Origin of the sequence: Parabacteroides sp. AF18-52, assembly GCF_003479145.1 — a bacterium.
Taxonomy (GTDB): Bacteria; Bacteroidota; Bacteroidia; order Bacteroidales; family Tannerellaceae; genus Parabacteroides; species Parabacteroides faecis.
In genome coordinates this window covers 13550-31000 of the sequence record NZ_QUGR01000005.1, presented here as the reverse complement: position 1 = coordinate 31000, position 17451 = coordinate 13550, and the positions used below count along the sequence as shown (strand labels likewise).

Here is a 17451-nt window from a genome sequence, read left to right as displayed (position 1 = left end):
TTATCTCCTTTCAGTTTATTGTCTTGAAAAACAAACGTTCGAATGGACTGAAACCTGAAACGTGAATAATGAATATCTTGGAGAAGAATGCTTTGCGATGTAAAAAAACTAGACAGGACTGTCCAATTATTTGACATGTCCTGAATATCTGTGTTTATGTATATGTTTGATAAATAGCTGTTTATTGTTTTTGGCACGTAATTTGAATATTGATAGGTGTAATAAGAATAGAAGACAAAAAACATTAGTATAGATGAAAACAATATTACGAAACTTTATGAACGTACTGCGCCGTTTCAAGATGGCGTCTTTTCTGAATGTGATAGGGTTGACCGTTGCCTTCACTGCTTTTCTGGTGATTATGATGCAGGTTCAATATGAACGGACTTTCGACCGGTGTTATCCGACCGCATCCCGTATTTGCCGGGTAGATATGAATCACGGCGAAGGAGATATTTATGCGTCAGTAATTCCCCAGGCGTTAGCGAATGCTGCTTTTACTTCGTCTCCGCATATTGAAGCCTATACATTGCTGAATTCTTTTAGTAGTAAAACCTATGTGAACGTAGGAGAGGGAAATGATGAGAGAGGTTTTAAAGAATTATTTATCCCTTGCTATCCGGATTTTCCCAAAGTATTCGAACCGACTTTGGTGGAAGGAATTGCAACTTGCCTGGAAGACCCGGAAAAGGTAATGATATCTGAAAGTATGGCTAAACGGATGTTTGGCAAGGAATCGGCTATAGGCAAAAGTATTCGTTCGAAAGATAGAGTGTTTTATGTAGATGGAATGAACTTTACCGTCGGAGCTGTCTATAAAGATTTTCCGGAGAACTCGCAGATGGAAAACGGAATTTATGCCCGAATGAATAAACACTTTGAAGATGATTGGCTTTCTCAGAACTTTATGGGATATTTATTGCTCGATTCACCTGAATCACGTCAGGTAGCAGAGGATAATTTCAATAGTACATTCGATTTTGCTAAATATAATGTCAATAAAGAAACCCGTTTGCAACTGATACCTATCACTGACATTTATTATATGCCTGGTCAGTTGGATGATTTTATTAAGACCGGAAATGTCGATACGATGCGGTTATTGGTATTGATCGCTTTACTGGTTATCGTCATTGCCGGGATCAATTTTACGAATTTCAGTACTTCGCTGGCTCCGATGCGGATAAAAAGTATCAATACCCAAAAGGTATTGGGCAGTTCGACAGCAAGTTTGCGGGCAAGTTTGGTAGCCGAAGCGGTATCTATTTGTGTATTTGCCTGCCTGTTGGCCTTTTTATTGACCTGGATATTGAACAGGACGGAAGTTTTATCATTCGTCGAAGCGGATACGAATTTACTGCATTATATACCGCTGTTATTTATGGTGTTGGGTATTTCTGTTTTATTGGGGTTGGTAGCCGGTCTGTATCCGGCATGGTATATGACCTCTTTCCAACCGGCACTGGTATTGAAGGGTAGTTTCGGTCTGTCTACTTCAGGACGGAAGTTGCGTACAGCCTTGATCGGTTTCCAGTATGTTGTTTCCATCGGTTTGATTATCGGTTCTTCTTTTATACAGATCCAGAATAACTATATGCGTTCTTACAAGTTGGGATTCGATAAAGACCAGGTAGCGATGGTGACGTTGAGTCAGGATATAGTCAAGAAGTCCGGCGATTTGTTGGTAAACCGGTTCAAAGAGTATGCCGGTATCGAGGATGTAGGATTTGCCAATACCATAGTAGGAGCTTCGGATGTCTATTCAGCCAATGATTTCCGTTATAATAATAAAGAATTTAATAGCGAAATTATCGATGTTTCATGGAACTTTCTGAATGTGATGGGTATTCCCGTCACCAGCGGACGTGATTTTAGCCGTTCGGATGCACAAAGTGATTCTACTTTTGCTTGTATCTTTACCAAGCGGGTTCTGGATGTCGTTCCGGATATGGAACCGGGACATCCATTGGAAAAGAGCTGGATGGGTACAGGTAATATAGTCGGCTTTATCGACAATATAAAGGTTTCTTCCCTGCGTTCGTCTAACAGACCGTTGCTATTCAGGTTGAGTGCAAGATTCGATGTCTTACCTGTTTCCTATATCCGCCTGAAAGTCGGAACAAACGTGGAAGAGGCGGTAGCCCATATCCACCGGGTGATTGCCGATATCGATCCGGCTTATCCTTTCGAAGTCGAGTTTTACGATACGGTATTCAATAATCTCTATCATAAAGAACAATATCTGAAAAAGATGATCACCTTGTTCAGCCTGTTGGCTATCGTTCTGTCGATCGTGGGCGTATTCGGTTTGGTAGTCTTTGAAACACAGTACAGACGGAAAGAGATCGGCGTTCGGAAAGTGTTCGGTGCGACGGTACAGGAGATATTGAATATGTTCAATAAAATTTACCTGAAGGTTGTCAGTATATGCTTCGTCATAGCGGCTCCGTTTGCTTATTACGGAGTGCATAAATGGCTGGAAAACTTTTCCGACAAGACACCGATCTTCTGGTGGGTGTTTGTTTTGGCTTTTGCCGTTGTGGCAGCGATCACGATGCTGACGGTTACTTTCCAGAACTGGAAAGCGGCGAATGAGAATCCGGTGAATAGTGTTAAAAGTGAATAACTAATCTAGTATCGATATTATGAGTAACATTTTAAATTTCAAATCATTCTTTAAGTTTCTGGGACGCAACAAGGGGTATACTGCCATCGACCTGTTCGGCTTGTCTGTCTCGCTGATGTTTGTGATTTTGATCGCAACCTATGTGGTCGGTGAGTTGTCGACCGACCGTTACCATGAGCATGCCGACCGTATCTACGTTTTGACGGATGGTCAAATGAGCGGTTCGGCTTATCCGTTGGGTACTCGTCTGGAGGAACATTATCCGGAGGTTGAAAAAGTCTGTCATACAATGACCCGTGTCTTTGAAAATACTCCGATCCAAAACGGGGAGAATAATGTAACGGCAAATATGATGCTTGCTGATGCGACTTTTTTCGAATTTTTTGATTTCCCGTTAGTGCAGGGGAGTAAAGAGCAGGCATTGGCGGCAAAGAACTACGCCGTGATCTCCGAATCTTTTGCGAATAAGTTTTTTGGAAATGAAGACCCGATGGGGAAAACGATCCGTATCAATGATAAACTGTCGCTGATGGTGAATGGTGTGATGAAGGATATCCGGAATTCTGTTATCCCGGATCAGGATATCCTGTTCAGGATCGAAAATATCAATACCTTAATTCCTGAAGGTTGGATTGCTAACTACAACAGTTATGGAATGACCAATGTCTTTGTGATGGAACAGGAAGGTGCAGATATTACTTCCCGGTCGAAGGATATCATGGATTGGTTCAATACCTTTGTACCGGCATATATGAATGGATCTGTAAAGGGACTTAGCTTCATTCCGCTGACAGAGTTATATTTTTGGGAACAGACCAATCCGTATGGATTTTATGCGATAGAAAGAGGCAACTGGCAGTTTGTGATGATCTTGTTATCAGTCGGTTTGCTTATTTTGTTGTTTGCCGTCATTAATTACATCAACCTGACAGTGGCACAGACCGGTTTCAGGGCGAAAGAAATGGCCACCCGTCGTTTGCTGGGTTCTTCGAGGAAAGAATTGTTTTCCCGCTTGATCATGGAATCGACATTGTTGACAACTATTTCTTTCTTAGTTGGTTTGTTGCTTGCTTTCTTCTTTGCTCCTTTTGTAAGTGATCTGTTACAGAAGAAAGTAGATCTGGTTGAAATGATCACTCCGTTGAATGGTATGGTTGTGATATTGCTGATCGCCCTGATCGGATTTATAGCCGGATTGTTACCGGCAATCGTTATCTCGAATGCGAAACCGATCGAAGTAGTGCGGGGTACTTTCCGTAAACAGACGAAGATGGTATTCAGTAAGTTCTTTATTGTTTTTCAAAATACGATCACGATTTGTCTGATTGCAGCTTCTGTTACCATGTTTTTGCAGGTGAAGCATCTGATCAATGCTCCGTTAGGATATAATTCAGTCAATATTATCGATATAAAAGGAGATGAATTGCCGGAGAATCAATCCTGTAATACTCTGGTGAGTGAGTTGAAACAGTTGGGTAGCGTCAACCGGGTAGGATTAGGACAAGGTACTCCTTTCAATATGGGAATGAATTATAATGCCCGTTACGATGATAAGATGATTCCTTTCCAGATCATTCGTTGTAATAAAGAATATAGCGATATTCTGGGGTTTGAATTCCTGCGTGATAACCATGTAGCCGATACGGATAAATATTTTCTTGCCGAAAGCTCGGTGAAAGCTCTGGAATTGAAAGAAGACGCTACGGATTTTGATTTCAGCGCTTGGGGAAAACATCCTGTTGCCGGTATTGTAAAGGATTTCCAGTTACGTAATATAATACAAAAGAACTCTCCGGTCGTTCTGATTCTCTCTGAAAGCAAAGAGGAACTCGATCGTCCTCATAATATCATCGTAGAAGTGAATGGCGATCCGTTTACTGCCCGCCGGGAAGTGGCTGCCACTTATAAAAAATTGACCGGTTTGGAATTTACAGGTAAGTTCATGGATGAACAGATCGAAGAATCATTTACGGTTCAGAAAAGAACTTTGACAATCGTTATGACCTTTGCCGGTATCGCGATCCTGATCTCGTTGTTGGGGTTGCTGGCCATGTCGACTTACTTTATCCAGCAGCGTTCGTCTGAAATAGCCGTGCGCAAGGTCTTCGGTTCTACCAATGCACAAGTGCTTGTCCGGTTGGTGAAAGCCTTCCTGACCTATGTGGCGGTTGCCTTTATCATCGCTATACCGCTGATCTGGCATTTTGTGAACGGATGGCTGACCGATTATTCGTATCGGATCGAGCTTTCCCCTTGGATTTATGTCGTTGCCGGAATGTTCTGTCTGATCGTCTCGTTTGTAACTGTGTTTATACAGAGTTATCAGGCAGCAACAGCCAATCCGGTAGAAAATATAAAAGATAATTAGGCTTTTGCCTGATTATCTTTTAACCAAAGCAACCGAAACCTTTTACATATTATATATAGCTAATGAATTAGTAGTAACATATAGAGTAACACCACAATGAACAATGTATTGAATTTTAAGTCCTTCTTTAATTTCCTGGGACGAAACAAGGGCTATACGGCGATCGACCTGTTCGGTCTGTCCGTCTCGCTGATGTTTGTGATCCTGATTGCAACCTATGTGGTTGGCGAGTTGTCGACCGACCGTTATCATGAGCACGCCGACCGTATCTACGTTTTAACGGATGGCGAAATGAGCGGCTCGGCTTACCGGGTAGGTTATCGCCTGGAAGAGCGTTATCCGGAGATCGAAAAAGTATGCCATACCATGACCCGTGTCTTCGATAATGTCCCCCTCCGGAACGGAGAGAATAATATGACGGCAAACCTGATGCTTGCCGACACGACTTTTTTTGACTTCTTCAGCTTCCCTTTGGTACAAGGAAGTAAAGAGCAGGCTTTGGCTGCCAGAAACTATGCCGTGATCTCCGAATCTTTTGCCAATAAGTATTTTGGAAATGAAGATCCGATGGGTAAGACGATCCGTATCAATGATAAATTGACATTGGTAGTCAACGGAGTAATGAAGAATATCCGTCACTCTGTCATTCCGGATGGGGATATCCTGTTCCGGATCGATAATATCACAGCTATGGCACCTGAAGGGTGGTTCGCTAATTACAACAGTTATGGGGCTACCAATGTCTTTGTCATGGAGCGTGAAGGAGCCGATATCACTTCACGGGCAGATGATATAGTGGATTGGTTCAAGACTTTTCTTCCGGGATACAAGCACGGGGCGATGAAGGCTGTTGGGTTTGTTCCGCTGACAAAGTTATACTTCTGGGAACAAAACAGTCCGTTCGGAAGATATAAGATAGAAAGAGGTAACTGGCAGTTTGTGATGATTCTGTTGTCGGTCGGTTTACTTATCCTGTTGTTTGCTGTCATTAATTACATCAATCTGACGGTGGCACAGACGGGTTTCAGGGCGAAAGAAATGGCCACCCGCCGTTTGTTGGGTTCTTCAAGGAAGGAATTGTTTTCCCGTCTGATCATGGAATCGACCTTGATGACAACCATCTCTTTTTTTGTCGGTTTGTTGTTAGCCTTTTTCTTTGCTCCTTATGTGAGCGACCTGTTGCAGAAGAAAATAGATTTGGTTGAAATGATTACTCCATTGAACTGTATGGTTGTGATACTGTTGATCACCCTGGTCGGATTTATAGCCGGATTGTTACCGGCAATCGTTATCTCGAATGCGAAACCGATCGAAGTGGTACGGGGTACGTTCCGGAAACAGACGAAGATGGTATTCAGTAAATTCTTTATTGTTTTTCAGAATACGATCACTATTTGTCTGATTGCCGCTTCCGTCACCATGTTTTTACAGGTAAGACATCTGATCAAGGCCCCGTTAGGGTATAATTTAGTCAATATTATCGATATAAACGGAACAGAGCTGCCTGATAGTAAGATGTACGAGACCCTGGTGAGTGAGCTGAAACAGATGGCTTGCGTCAATCGGGTAGGACTGGGAGATGGCACACCATTCGATATGGGTATGAATTATACTGCCCGTTACGGTGATAAGGAAATACCTTTCCAGATACTTTATTGTAATAAGGAATATTGCGATATCCTGGGCTTTGAAGTCCTGCGTGATAACCGGATTGCCGATCCGACAAAGTATTTTTTGTCTGAAGGATCGATGAAAGCTCTGGAATTGAAAGAAGATGCTACCTCTTTTGATTTCGTTGCCTGGGGTGTGCATCCTGTAGCGGGTATCGTAAAAAACTTTCAGTTACATAATGTATTGCTGGAGAATCGTCCGGTAGTTATCATTCAGACAGAAAATAAAGAAGAACTTAATAATCCTCGTGATATCCTGGTAGAAGTGAACGGTGATCCGTTTGAAGCCCGTCAGGAAGTAGCAGCTGTTTATAAAAAACTAACCGGAATGGACTTTACAGGTAAGTTTATGGATGAACAGATCGAGGAATCGTTTACGGTTCAGAAAAGGACGTTATCGATCGTTATGATCTTTGCCGGTATTGCGATCCTGATCTCGTTGTTGGGACTGCTGGCCATGTCGACTTACTTTATTCAGCAACGCTCGTCTGAAATAGCGGTACGTAAGGTTTTCGGTTCGACAGATGCACAGGTATTGATCCGGTTGGTGAAGGCTTTTCTTACTTATGTGGCGGTAGCTTTTATCATCGCCATACCGTTGATCTGGCATTTTATGAACGGATGGCTGACCGATTATTCCTATCGGATCGAACTTTCCCCCTGGATTTATGTTGTTGCCGGACTGTTCTGTCTGATCGTCTCGTTTGTAACTGTGTTTATACAGAGCTATCAGGCAGCAATAGCCAATCCGGTAGAAAACATAAAGAATAATTAGGCTTTTGCCTGGTTGTCTTTTAACCGGAATGACCAAAACCTTTTACATAATTATTATAGCTAATGACTTAGTAGAAACATTTAGAGTAACACTGCAATGAACAATGTATTGAATTTTAAGTCCTTTTTTAATTTCCTGGGACGAAACAAGGGCTATACGGCGATCGACCTGTTCGGTCTGTCCGTCTCGCTGATGTTTGTGATCCTGATTGCAACCTATGTGGTCGGCGAGTTGTCGACCGACCGCAACAATGAAAATGCTGACCGTATCTATGCCGTAAGTAATGGTCAGGATATCGGATCGGCTTACCAGATTGGATACCGTCTGGAAGAACGTTATCCGGAAATTGAGAAAGTCTGTCATGTTTTATGCCGGATATTCGACAATACCCTGATCCAACGTGGAAATGAAACGCTGACAGCCAATCTGATGCTGGCCGATACGACATTCTTCGACTTTTTCAATGTTCCGTTGATACAGGGGAACCGGGAACAGGCTTTGGCCGCCAGAAACTATGCGGTGATCTCCGAGTCTTTTGCGAATAAGTTCTTTGGTAAAGAAGACCCGATGGGCAAAACGATTCGTATCAATGATGAGTTGACACTGGTGGTCAATGGAGTGATGGAAAATATTCGTCATTCGGTCATTCCCGATCAGGATATTCTGTTCCGGGTCGAGAATATCAAAGCGGTAGGACAGAATATGTTTGACGATTATAATAGTGCCGGTGTTGTGAACATCTTTGTGATGGAGCGTAAAGGTACTGATATTGCTTCCAAATCAGAAGAGGTAAGAGACTGGTTCAATACTTTTTTCTGGATATATGAAAGAGGCTTTTCTACAGAAGTTGTATTTATCCCGCTGAATAAGTTGTATTTCTGGGAACCGGAGGGATCATTCGGCGCTGTTACAATAGAAAAGGGAGACTGGAAGTTTGTGGTCATTCTGCTTTCGGTCGGCTTGCTGATCCTACTGTTTGCCGTTATCAATTATATCAACCTGACGGTGGCACAGACAGGATTCCGGGCAAAAGAGATGGCTACCCGGCGCTTGCTGGGCTCTTCGCGAAAGGAGCTATTTACCCGCCTGATCATGGAGTCGACCTTGCTGACGGCTATTTCTTTTGTAGTCGGTTTATTCCTTGCCTTTTTCTTTGCTTCTTATGCCGGCGACCTGTTGCAGAAAAAGATAGAGATCACCGAGATGATCACGCCGGTGAATGGTATTATCGTCATTTGTCTGATCGTCCTGGTCGGATTTATTGCCGGGTTGCTGCCTGCCATCGTGATATCGAATGCGAAGCCGATCGAAGTGGTACGGGGTACGTTCCGTAAACAGACGAAAATGGTGTTTAGCAAGTTCTTTATCATTTTCCAGAATTTGATAACGATCTGTCTGGTAGCTGCCTCGCTTACTATGTTTTTGCAGATCAGGTATCTGATAAATGCTCCGTTAGGATATAATACGGTAAATGTGCTCGATATCTATGCAAGAGAGTTGCCTAATCAGAAGAGCAGTTATACCCTGGCAAACGAACTGGAACAACTGGCGTGTGTCAGCCGAGTCGGACTGGCGGAAGGAACTCCTTTCACTATGGGTATGAACTTCAGTGGCCGTTACGATAATAAGAGTATCAGTTCACAGGAGTTTCGGGGCGATCAGACCTATTTCGATATTCTGGGCTTTAAGATACTGCGTGACAATCATGTCGCCGGATCGGTCAAATACTATCTCTCTGAAGAGTTTATGAAAGCCCTGGAACTGCCGGAAGATGCTGCCTCGTTCAAGCACAGGGCTGCGTTCGATACGCCATTGGCCGGTATCGTTCAGGATTTCCAGATGAATAATATCCTGATGCAAAAACTTCCGGGACTTGTGATACTTTGTTCAAACCGGGAAGATATGAATCCGCGCAATATCATTGTAGAGGTGAAGGGGGATCCGTTTGCAGCCCGTAAAGAGATAGAGGCTGTTTACGAGAAATATACGGGAATGGAATTTACAGGAATGTTCATTAACGAGCAGGTAGAGCGGTCGTTTGCCGCCCAGCAACGGACCCTGAAGATCGTATCGATCTTTGCCATGATTGCAATCCTGATCTCTTTACTGGGTCTGTTGGCGATGTCAACCTACTTTATCCAGCAGCGTTCTTCCGAGATAGCAGTACGTAAAGTCTTCGGTTCGACAAATGCGCAGGTACTTGTCCGGCTGGTAAAAGCGTTCCTTACCTATGTGGCAATCGCCTTTATCATCGCCATACCGATAATCTGGTATTTTATGAATGGGTGGCTTTCGGATTATTCGTATCGAATCGAGCTGTCTCCCTGGATTTATGCGGCAGCCGGTTTGTTCTGCCTGTTCATCTCGTTCTTTACCGTATTGGTGCAGAGTTACCAGGCGGCAACTTCCAATCCGGTGAATAATATAAAAGATAATTAAGTTAGCCATATATAAACAACACAAAGAAATGAAAACAATTATTCGAAATTTTATCAGTGTATTGCGCCGTTTTAAGATGGCAACTATTCTTAACATCCTTGGATTATCTGTGGCTTTTGCCGCTTTTATGGTGATAATGATGCAAGTGGACTATGATAAGAACTTCGATACGTTCCATAAGAATGCAGATAATATCTACCGAGTGGAGTTTCAGTGGGATAAGGAGTCGACACAGGCTGTCCTGTCACGTCCGATGGCTAATGTTTTTATGAATTTCTCTCCGCATATTGTGGCAGGGGCGGTTACCTCTCCGTTTTATAATGAAACATTTTATTCGGTCGATAAAGGAGTAGAAAAAAGTACCTATATGGAACCGACCATGATTGTTGATCCTTCTTTTACGGATGTCTTTGACTTCGATATATTGGATGGTTCGGTAGATGCTCTGAAAGAACCGGGTAAGGTGCTGGTTCCGGAAAGTTTGGCGCGTAAAATATTCGGAGAAGAGTCGGCTGTTGGTAAACAGATTACAGCAAAGGAGAGTAAAGGACTGTTGGTCGGTTTTTTCACTACACCGGAAGGAAATTACACGATAGGTGGCATTTATAAGGATCTTCCCCTTAATAGTATTATCCGAAATGCTATTTTTTTGAAGATGGATGAGAAAGCTGATTTGCATAATTGGGGAAATTCAAGCTATAACTTTTATGTCCGTCTTGACCATCCTGAGTCAGCAAAGGATCTGGTGAGCGATTTTTTAGTCTATTATAAAAAGAATGAACTGGGAAAGAATATGTCGTGGTATTCAGGTGAGCCTAATTTTCGCTTGACTCGTTTACCGGATGTACATTATGCAACGGATGTAACTTTCGATATGACTCCCAAGTCTAGTCGGCAAACGGTATTGGTTCTTATCGCTATTTCATTGGTCATACTGATTATTGCAGGTATAAATTTTACTAATTTCAGTACGGCACTGACGCCGATGCGTGTGAAAAGTATTAATACACAAAAGGTGTTGGGCAGTTCCGATGGCGTATTGCGCTTCTCGCTATTGATGGAGGCTGTTTGTATCAGTACGGTGGCTTATTTACTGGCTTTGTGGATGGTCCATATGGCTGGCAACAGTACGATAGCGAAGTTGGTAGATGCGGATATGTCTTTGTTTGCCCATCCGTTGTTACTTTCCGCAACGGCTTTGATCGCATTGCTGACCGGACTGCTAGCAGGTTTGTATCCTTCCTATTATATGACTTCTTTTTCTCCGGCATTGGTTTTGAAAGGGAGTTTCGGTCTGTCTCCGGCAGGACGAAGATTGCGTAATGTGCTTATATGCATACAGTTTATAGTTTCTTTTACTTTGATTATCGGTTCGATGTTTATGTCTTTGCAGAATCGTTTTATGCAAAATAGTCCGTTAGGGTATGATAAGGATCAAATAATTGTGACGAACCTGACTGCACCTGTATTGAAGAGTTCGGACGCTTTCAGGAGTAGCCTGAAGACTTTTTCAGGTATAGAGGATGTCACTTATGGTGAGTTCATGCTATCGAGCCAGGATCAATATATGGAGTGGGGGCGTGAATTGAAAGGCGAGAATATACAGTTCCAGTGCATGCCGATAGATCCGTCGTTTCTTAAGGTCATGAATATTCCTGTGACTGAGGGCCGGGATTTCCGGGAGGAAGATGCTTTGACAGCCGAAGGGGCTTTCATATTTAATGAACGGGCGAGAAATCTATACGATATTAGTTTGGGGGATAAGATCGATGGAGCCAACATAGTCGGCTTTATTCCGGATATAAAATTTGCGTCCTTCCGTACAGAAGTTACTCCTATGGCTTTCTATGTGCGTGGTAAGGGGTATGGCGGTGGAGCGGATTATGCTTATATAAAGGTAAAGGGTGATTCGAACCTGCAAGCAGCAATGGCTCATGTGAAAAGTGTACTAAATGAGATACATCCGGATTATCCGTTTAACGTTAAGTTCTTCGATCAGGTATTAAATACTTTGTATGAGAAGGAAGAGAACCTGAGTTCGCTGATAACCCTATTCAGTTTGATTGCCGTGTTCATTTCGATGGTCGGAGTATTCGGACTGGTGGTATTCGATAGCCAATACCGCAAAAAAGAAATCGGTATACGAAAAATAATGGGCTCGACTACTTCCGAGATCCTGATCATGTTTAATAAGACTTACATATATATATTATGTATCTGTTTTGCCTTGGCGGCTCCGGTTGCCTACTATGCCATCCATAAATGGCTGGAAAACTTTGCCCTCAAGACACCGGTTTATTGGTGGGTATTTATGCTTGCTTTCTTATTGGTTTTCTGCCTCACCATTCTGACGGTGACTTTCCAGAACTGGCGGATAGCCAATGAAAATCCGGTGTACAGCATAAAAGATAATTAGGCATATTCATGGTTTGTTTTGTCTAATTATTATACATCAGTGTCCAAATATTAGACACATCCGGCAAGGCGTTATATTTATAACGCCTTGTTTATTATTGGCTTATCTCTTTTGGCACAGTATTTGAATTATATTGGCCAGAAAGAAATGAACTATAGATATGAAGACTATTATTAGAAACTTGTTAAGTGTATTGCGCCGGTTTAAAATGGCGACGCTGTTGAATGTATTGGGACTGAGCATTGCTTTTGCAGCCTTTATGGTAATCATGATGCAGGTCGATTATGACAGGAATTTCGATAAATTCCATAAAGAGGCCAACCGGATTTACCGGCTGGAAATGAAGTGGGGCGATGATGATGGTTTACAAGCAGTTCTCTCCAGGCCGTTGGCGGATGCGTTTTTCAATTTCTCACCGCATATTGTTGCCGGTGCACTGGCTTATCCGATGTACAGCCAAACGGTTTTTCTGGCCGATGTGGGCACAGGAGAGCGGGTCAGCTATATGGAGCCGAATTTGCCGGTCTATTCTTCATTTGCCGATGTGTTTACTTTCGATATGCTGGATGGTTCGGCAAAGGCTCTGGAAGATCCCGAGAAGATACTGATTCCGGCCAGCATGGCACAGAAGATATTCGGTACGGAGTTTGCCGTCGGTCGTCACATGAAAGCGGCAGATACACAAGGACGCTTTTCGGGAATGTTTACCATTGCCGAAATCGATTATACGGTAGGAGGAGTTTATCGCGATTTTCCTGTGAATGGTATTCTTCAGAATGCTGTCTATTTGAAAATAGATGATAAAGAAGGATTGCATGAGTGGGGAAACTCCAGTTACAATGCCTATCTGCTTCTGGACAGTCCTGCATCGGCTGAAAACCTGGTCAGCGAGTTTCTGGATTATTACAAGAAAAACGATCTGGAGAAAAATATGTGGGGAAACAAAACTGCGAATTTCCAGTTGACCCCATTGCCGGAACTGCATTACGTAACGGATGTAGCCTTCGATATGGCTCCTAAAACGAGCCGGCAGACGCTGTTGGTGCTTATCGCTATCGCCTGTGTGATTATCCTTATTGCAGGAATCAATTTCACCAATTTCAGTACGGCACTCACGCCGATGCGTATCAGAAGCATCAATACACAGAAAGTATTGGGAAGTTCCGATGGTACCTTGCGTTTCTCCCTATTGATGGAAGCGGTCGGTATCAGTTTCATCGCATTTATATTGGCACTGGTGGCTGTCTATCTGGCTGCTGATACTCCACTCAAGGCATTGGTCGGAGCTGATCTCTCGTTGACGGCTCATCCGGTATTGATTAGCGTAACCGGCGTGCTTGCCATCCTGCTTGGTGTGTTGGCAGGACTTTATCCGGCTTACTATATTACCTCTTTCTCACCAGCCCTGGTGTTGAAGGGTAGTTTTGGACTTTCTCCTAAAGGACGGTTGCTGCGGAATGTACTGATCAGCGTACAGTTCATCGCTTCGTTTGCTTTGATCATCGGGGCCATGTTTATGTATATGCAAAACAACTACATGCGGACAAGTTCCCTGGGATACGACAAAGATGAAATTATCGTGACCGACCTGACTGCTAAAGTTATGAAAAATAAGGATTCTTTCAAGAATCGTCTGAAGTCTTTCTCCGGGATCGAGGATGTGACTGCTGCAGGATTTCAGTTGTCGGGACAGGACCAGTATTCGACTTGGGGACGTGAGTTGAATGGTAAGCATATCCAGTATCAATGTCTGCCGGTCGATCCCTCTTTCCTGCAGGTATTAGGTATTCCGGTCAATGAAGGACGTGACTTCCGTCCCGAAGATGCCTTGACGGCAGAGGGTGTCTACGTTTTCAACGAATCAGCCCGGAAAGCCTACGATATTCAGTTGGGTGACAAAATCTACGGAGCGGAAATTGTCGGTTTCTGCCCCGATATTAAAGCGGCCTCTTTCCGTATGGAGGTTACGCCGATGGCCTTTTACGTACCCGGAACCAGCCGTAACGAACAATCCACCTTCGGCTACATCCGTGTGGGAGCCGGAACGGACAAGCTGGCAGCTATGGAGCATGTAAAAAAGGTGCTGAGTGAAATCCAATCGGATTATCCTTTCGATGTCCGCTTCTTCGATGATGTACTGAATAATTTGTATGAGAAGGAGACAAACCTGGGGGCATTGATTACCCTGTTCAGCCTGATCGCTGTCTTTATCTCGATGGTCGGGGTTTTCGGTCTGGTCGTGTTCGACAGCCAGTATCGCCGGAAGGAAATAGGTGTCCGTAAGGTATTGGGTTCGACTACTTCTCAAATCCTGATCATGTTCAATAAAACATACATACGTATTCTGGCAGTTTGTTTTGTACTGGCAGCTCCGGCGGCCTATTATGCCGTCAATAAATGGCTGGAAAACTTTGCTTATAAAACTCCGGTTTACTGGTGGGTATTCGCCTTGTCTTTCGCTCTGATTTTCTTTATCACGATCCTGACAGTGACTTTCCAGAACTGGCGGACAGCAAATGAGAATCCGGTATATAGCATAAAAGATAATTAGACAGATTCATGGTTTGTTTTGTCTAATAATTATACACCTGTGTCTAAATATTGGACACCTCCGGCAAGGCGTTGCATAAGCAACGCCTTGTTTTTTACATATTTATGTCTTTGGCACATTATTTGAATGGATTTAGCCAAAATGATATAACGGATAGCGCAGCATAAGAGGATATATCATTCAGATTATAATGTTAATTCGATACGATTATGAAAACAATTATCAGGAATCTGTTGGGAGTAGTTCGTCGGTTTAAAGTGACAACCCTGTTGAATGTATTGGGACTTAGTGTTGCCTTTGCAGCTTTTATAATTTTAATGATCCAGCTGCAATATGACTGGGGATTCGACAGGTATCAGAAAAATGCGGAACGGATTTTCAGGGTAGGACTTTATACGCCGGACTGGGGAAATCAGGTAATCGTATCTCCTCCTTTTGCCAATGCTTTTATTCAATCGTCTCCTCATATAGAGAAAGGAGCATTGCTTTTTTCCAGTGGAAGCCGCTTAACGCTAAAGGCGGAAACCGGAAAGAATGATGATGTCGGTTTTTGGTGTATGGTAAATGCCATGACACCTGAATATGCGACTATTTTTGATTTCCGGATGTTGGAAGGTAATGTAGAGAGCATAAATAATCCGGGTACTGTTCTGATACCGATGAGTTATGCGCAAAAAATATTTGGGAACGACCAGGCTGTGGGTAAAATTTTGAAGGATAATAATTTATCTTTTACAGTCGGTGGCGTATATAAAGATTTTCCGGCAAATTCCGTGATACAGAATGCTGTATATTGGAGAATCAATGGAAAAGTAGATCAGGATAACTGGAATGCGAATGGTTATCAGTTATATGTTTTATTGGACAATCCCGATAAAAAAGATGAGATAATAGCAAATTTTAAAGAACATTTAAACAGACAAGAGTACGACTGGAAAACACGTGATGTAAGACTAACCCGATTAACTGATATTTATTACGAAGCGGATTCGCAATTTGATTCGCTGAAAGATAAGGGTAATCGTACGTTGGTATTGGTTTTATTTACAGTCGCTATATTGATATTGTTCATTGCCGGTATCAATTTTACAAATTTCAGTAATGCGTTGGTCCCGATACGTGTCCGTAGTATTAATACGCAGAAAATACTGGGAGGTTCTGATAAAGTATTACGTTGTGCTATGCTGGTAGAGGCGGTACTAATCTGTCTGGTCTCTTTTATCATATCGCTGTTTATTGTAAGGGGAATGGGGAATACCTGGCTTGCAGATATGATAAGTGGAGATATGTCGTTGGCTTCCAATATTCCTTTGTTGGCATTGACGGGGATATTGGCCATAACAGTGGGAGTTTTAGCGGGGGTATATCCTGCCTGGCGTATCACTTCTTTTTCTCCGGCATTGGTGTTGAAAGGCTCATACGGGTTGACTCCTGCCGGAAGAAAATTAAGAAGTCTTCTTATTTCTTTCCAGTTTGTCATCTCTTTTGCATTGATCATAGCCGCTTTGTTTATTTATTTGCAGAATCGTTACATGGTTGCTTCCTCCTTAGGTTTTGATAAAGATCAGGTTGCTATTGTTGAGTTGAACGGGAAGTTGATAAAGAATACAGGAACATTGGAAAGCCAGTTAAAGAATGAGTCGTCTATACAAGAGGTGGCTTTTGCCGAAGATTTATTGTCAGGAGGGGATCAATATTCTACTTTTGGACGGGGCTACAGAAGCAATGATCTAACATTCAAATTATTCACAGTTGATCCTAATTTCCTTCAGGTAATGAATATTCCGGTTATATCCGGTCGTGCTTTTTACCAGGAAGATGCAGCATCGGCAGGAGGAGCTTATATCTTTAATGAAACAGCCAGGTTGCAGTATGACCTGGTGGCAGGTGAATATATTACAGGAAATGCTTATGTTGAAGTACCTCCTGCCGTGATCGCCGGTTTTATAGATGATGTAAAGTATGCTTCTTTCCGTACCACTGTCGAACCGATGGCTTTTTATGTACCGGCTGAAAAAGATTTTCATCCGAGATATGCCTATATAAAGATAAAAGCCGGAGCCAATATCCGCGAAGCCATTGCTTCCATTGGAAAAGCGTTTACTTCGGTAGACAAGGATTTTCCGGTCGAGGTATCGTTTTATGATACGATCTTGAATAATCTTTATAAACGTGAATTGAGTATCGGTTGGCTGATCTCCCTGTTCAGTCTGGTAGCTGTTTTTATTTCGATAGTAGGGGTTTTGGGCTTAGTGATCTTCGAAAGTGAGTATAAGAGAAAAGAAATAGGTCTCCGAAAAGTACATGGTGCAACTACCTCACAGATATTGATTATGTTCAATAAAGTATATGCGCGTATTTTGGTAATTTGTTTCATACTGTCGATACCTGTTGCTTATTATGCAATGAACCGGTGGCTGTCATATTTTGCCTATAAGATACCTTTGTATTGGTGGGTGTATGCAATTGCCTTTATTTTTGTTTCAGCTATCACGATCCTGATTGTTTCGTTCCAAAATTGGAGTACAGCCAGCGAAAATCCGGTAGAAAGTATAAAAACAGAATGAGAATCATGCAACCTCTGTAAAATTATTACGTATTTTATA

Annotated in this window: 7 protein-coding genes; all 7 read left to right on the top strand. The window is 42.7% G+C overall.

What is annotated here, in order from left to right; translation table 11 throughout:
- The first annotated feature begins 253 nt into the window (after positions 1–253).
- The 7 genes from DWX23_RS10285 (at position 254) to DWX23_RS10255 (ending at position 17412) form a co-directional block, all read left to right on the top strand.
- Complete coding sequence (locus DWX23_RS10285) at positions 254–2626, top strand: ABC transporter permease (protein ID WP_122374440.1); 2373 nt, start codon at positions 254–256, stop codon at positions 2624–2626.
- 19 nt (positions 2627–2645) lie between these two features.
- Entirely contained in the window at positions 2646–4994 is a 2349-nt protein-coding gene (locus tag DWX23_RS10280; protein WP_122374439.1) for an ABC transporter permease, read from the top strand.
- Between the two features lie 96 nt (positions 4995–5090).
- Positions 5091–7439, top strand: coding sequence for an ABC transporter permease (locus DWX23_RS10275; protein WP_122374438.1), 2349 nt, complete (start codon positions 5091–5093; stop codon positions 7437–7439).
- Positions 7440–7535: 96 nt separating this feature from the next.
- Positions 7536–9878, top strand: a complete 2343-nt coding sequence (locus DWX23_RS10270) for an ABC transporter permease (RefSeq protein WP_122374437.1) — start codon at positions 7536–7538, stop codon at positions 9876–9878.
- Positions 9879–9906: 28 nt separating this feature from the next.
- Positions 9907–12294, top strand: a complete 2388-nt coding sequence (locus DWX23_RS10265; RefSeq protein WP_122374436.1) for an ABC transporter permease — start codon at positions 9907–9909, stop codon at positions 12292–12294.
- Positions 12295–12454: 160 nt separating this feature from the next.
- The gene (locus tag DWX23_RS10260; RefSeq protein ID WP_122374435.1) at positions 12455–14845 is read left to right on the top strand and encodes an ABC transporter permease; all 2391 of its coding nucleotides are present in this window, start codon (positions 12455–12457) and stop codon (positions 14843–14845) included.
- Positions 14846–15054: 209 nt separating this feature from the next.
- Positions 15055–17412, top strand: coding sequence for an ABC transporter permease (locus DWX23_RS10255; RefSeq protein WP_122374434.1), 2358 nt, complete (start codon positions 15055–15057; stop codon positions 17410–17412).
- Positions 17413–17451 lie beyond the last annotated feature (39 nt).

Bases quoted from the DNA above. Each gene is read 5' to 3' on its own strand.
- DWX23_RS10285 (WP_122374440.1), top strand. From the start codon at position 254: ATGAAAACAATATTACGAAACTTTATGAACGTACTGCGCCGTTTCAAG.
- DWX23_RS10280 (WP_122374439.1), top strand. From the start codon at position 2,646: ATGAGTAACATTTTAAATTTCAAATCATTCTTTAAGTTTCTGGGACGC.
- DWX23_RS10275 (WP_122374438.1), top strand. From the start codon at position 5,091: ATGAACAATGTATTGAATTTTAAGTCCTTCTTTAATTTCCTGGGACGA.
- DWX23_RS10270 (WP_122374437.1), top strand. From the start codon at position 7,536: ATGAACAATGTATTGAATTTTAAGTCCTTTTTTAATTTCCTGGGACGA.
- DWX23_RS10265 (WP_122374436.1), top strand. From the start codon at position 9,907: ATGAAAACAATTATTCGAAATTTTATCAGTGTATTGCGCCGTTTTAAG.
- DWX23_RS10260 (WP_122374435.1), top strand. From the start codon at position 12,455: ATGAAGACTATTATTAGAAACTTGTTAAGTGTATTGCGCCGGTTTAAA.
- DWX23_RS10255 (WP_122374434.1), top strand. From the start codon at position 15,055: ATGAAAACAATTATCAGGAATCTGTTGGGAGTAGTTCGTCGGTTTAAA.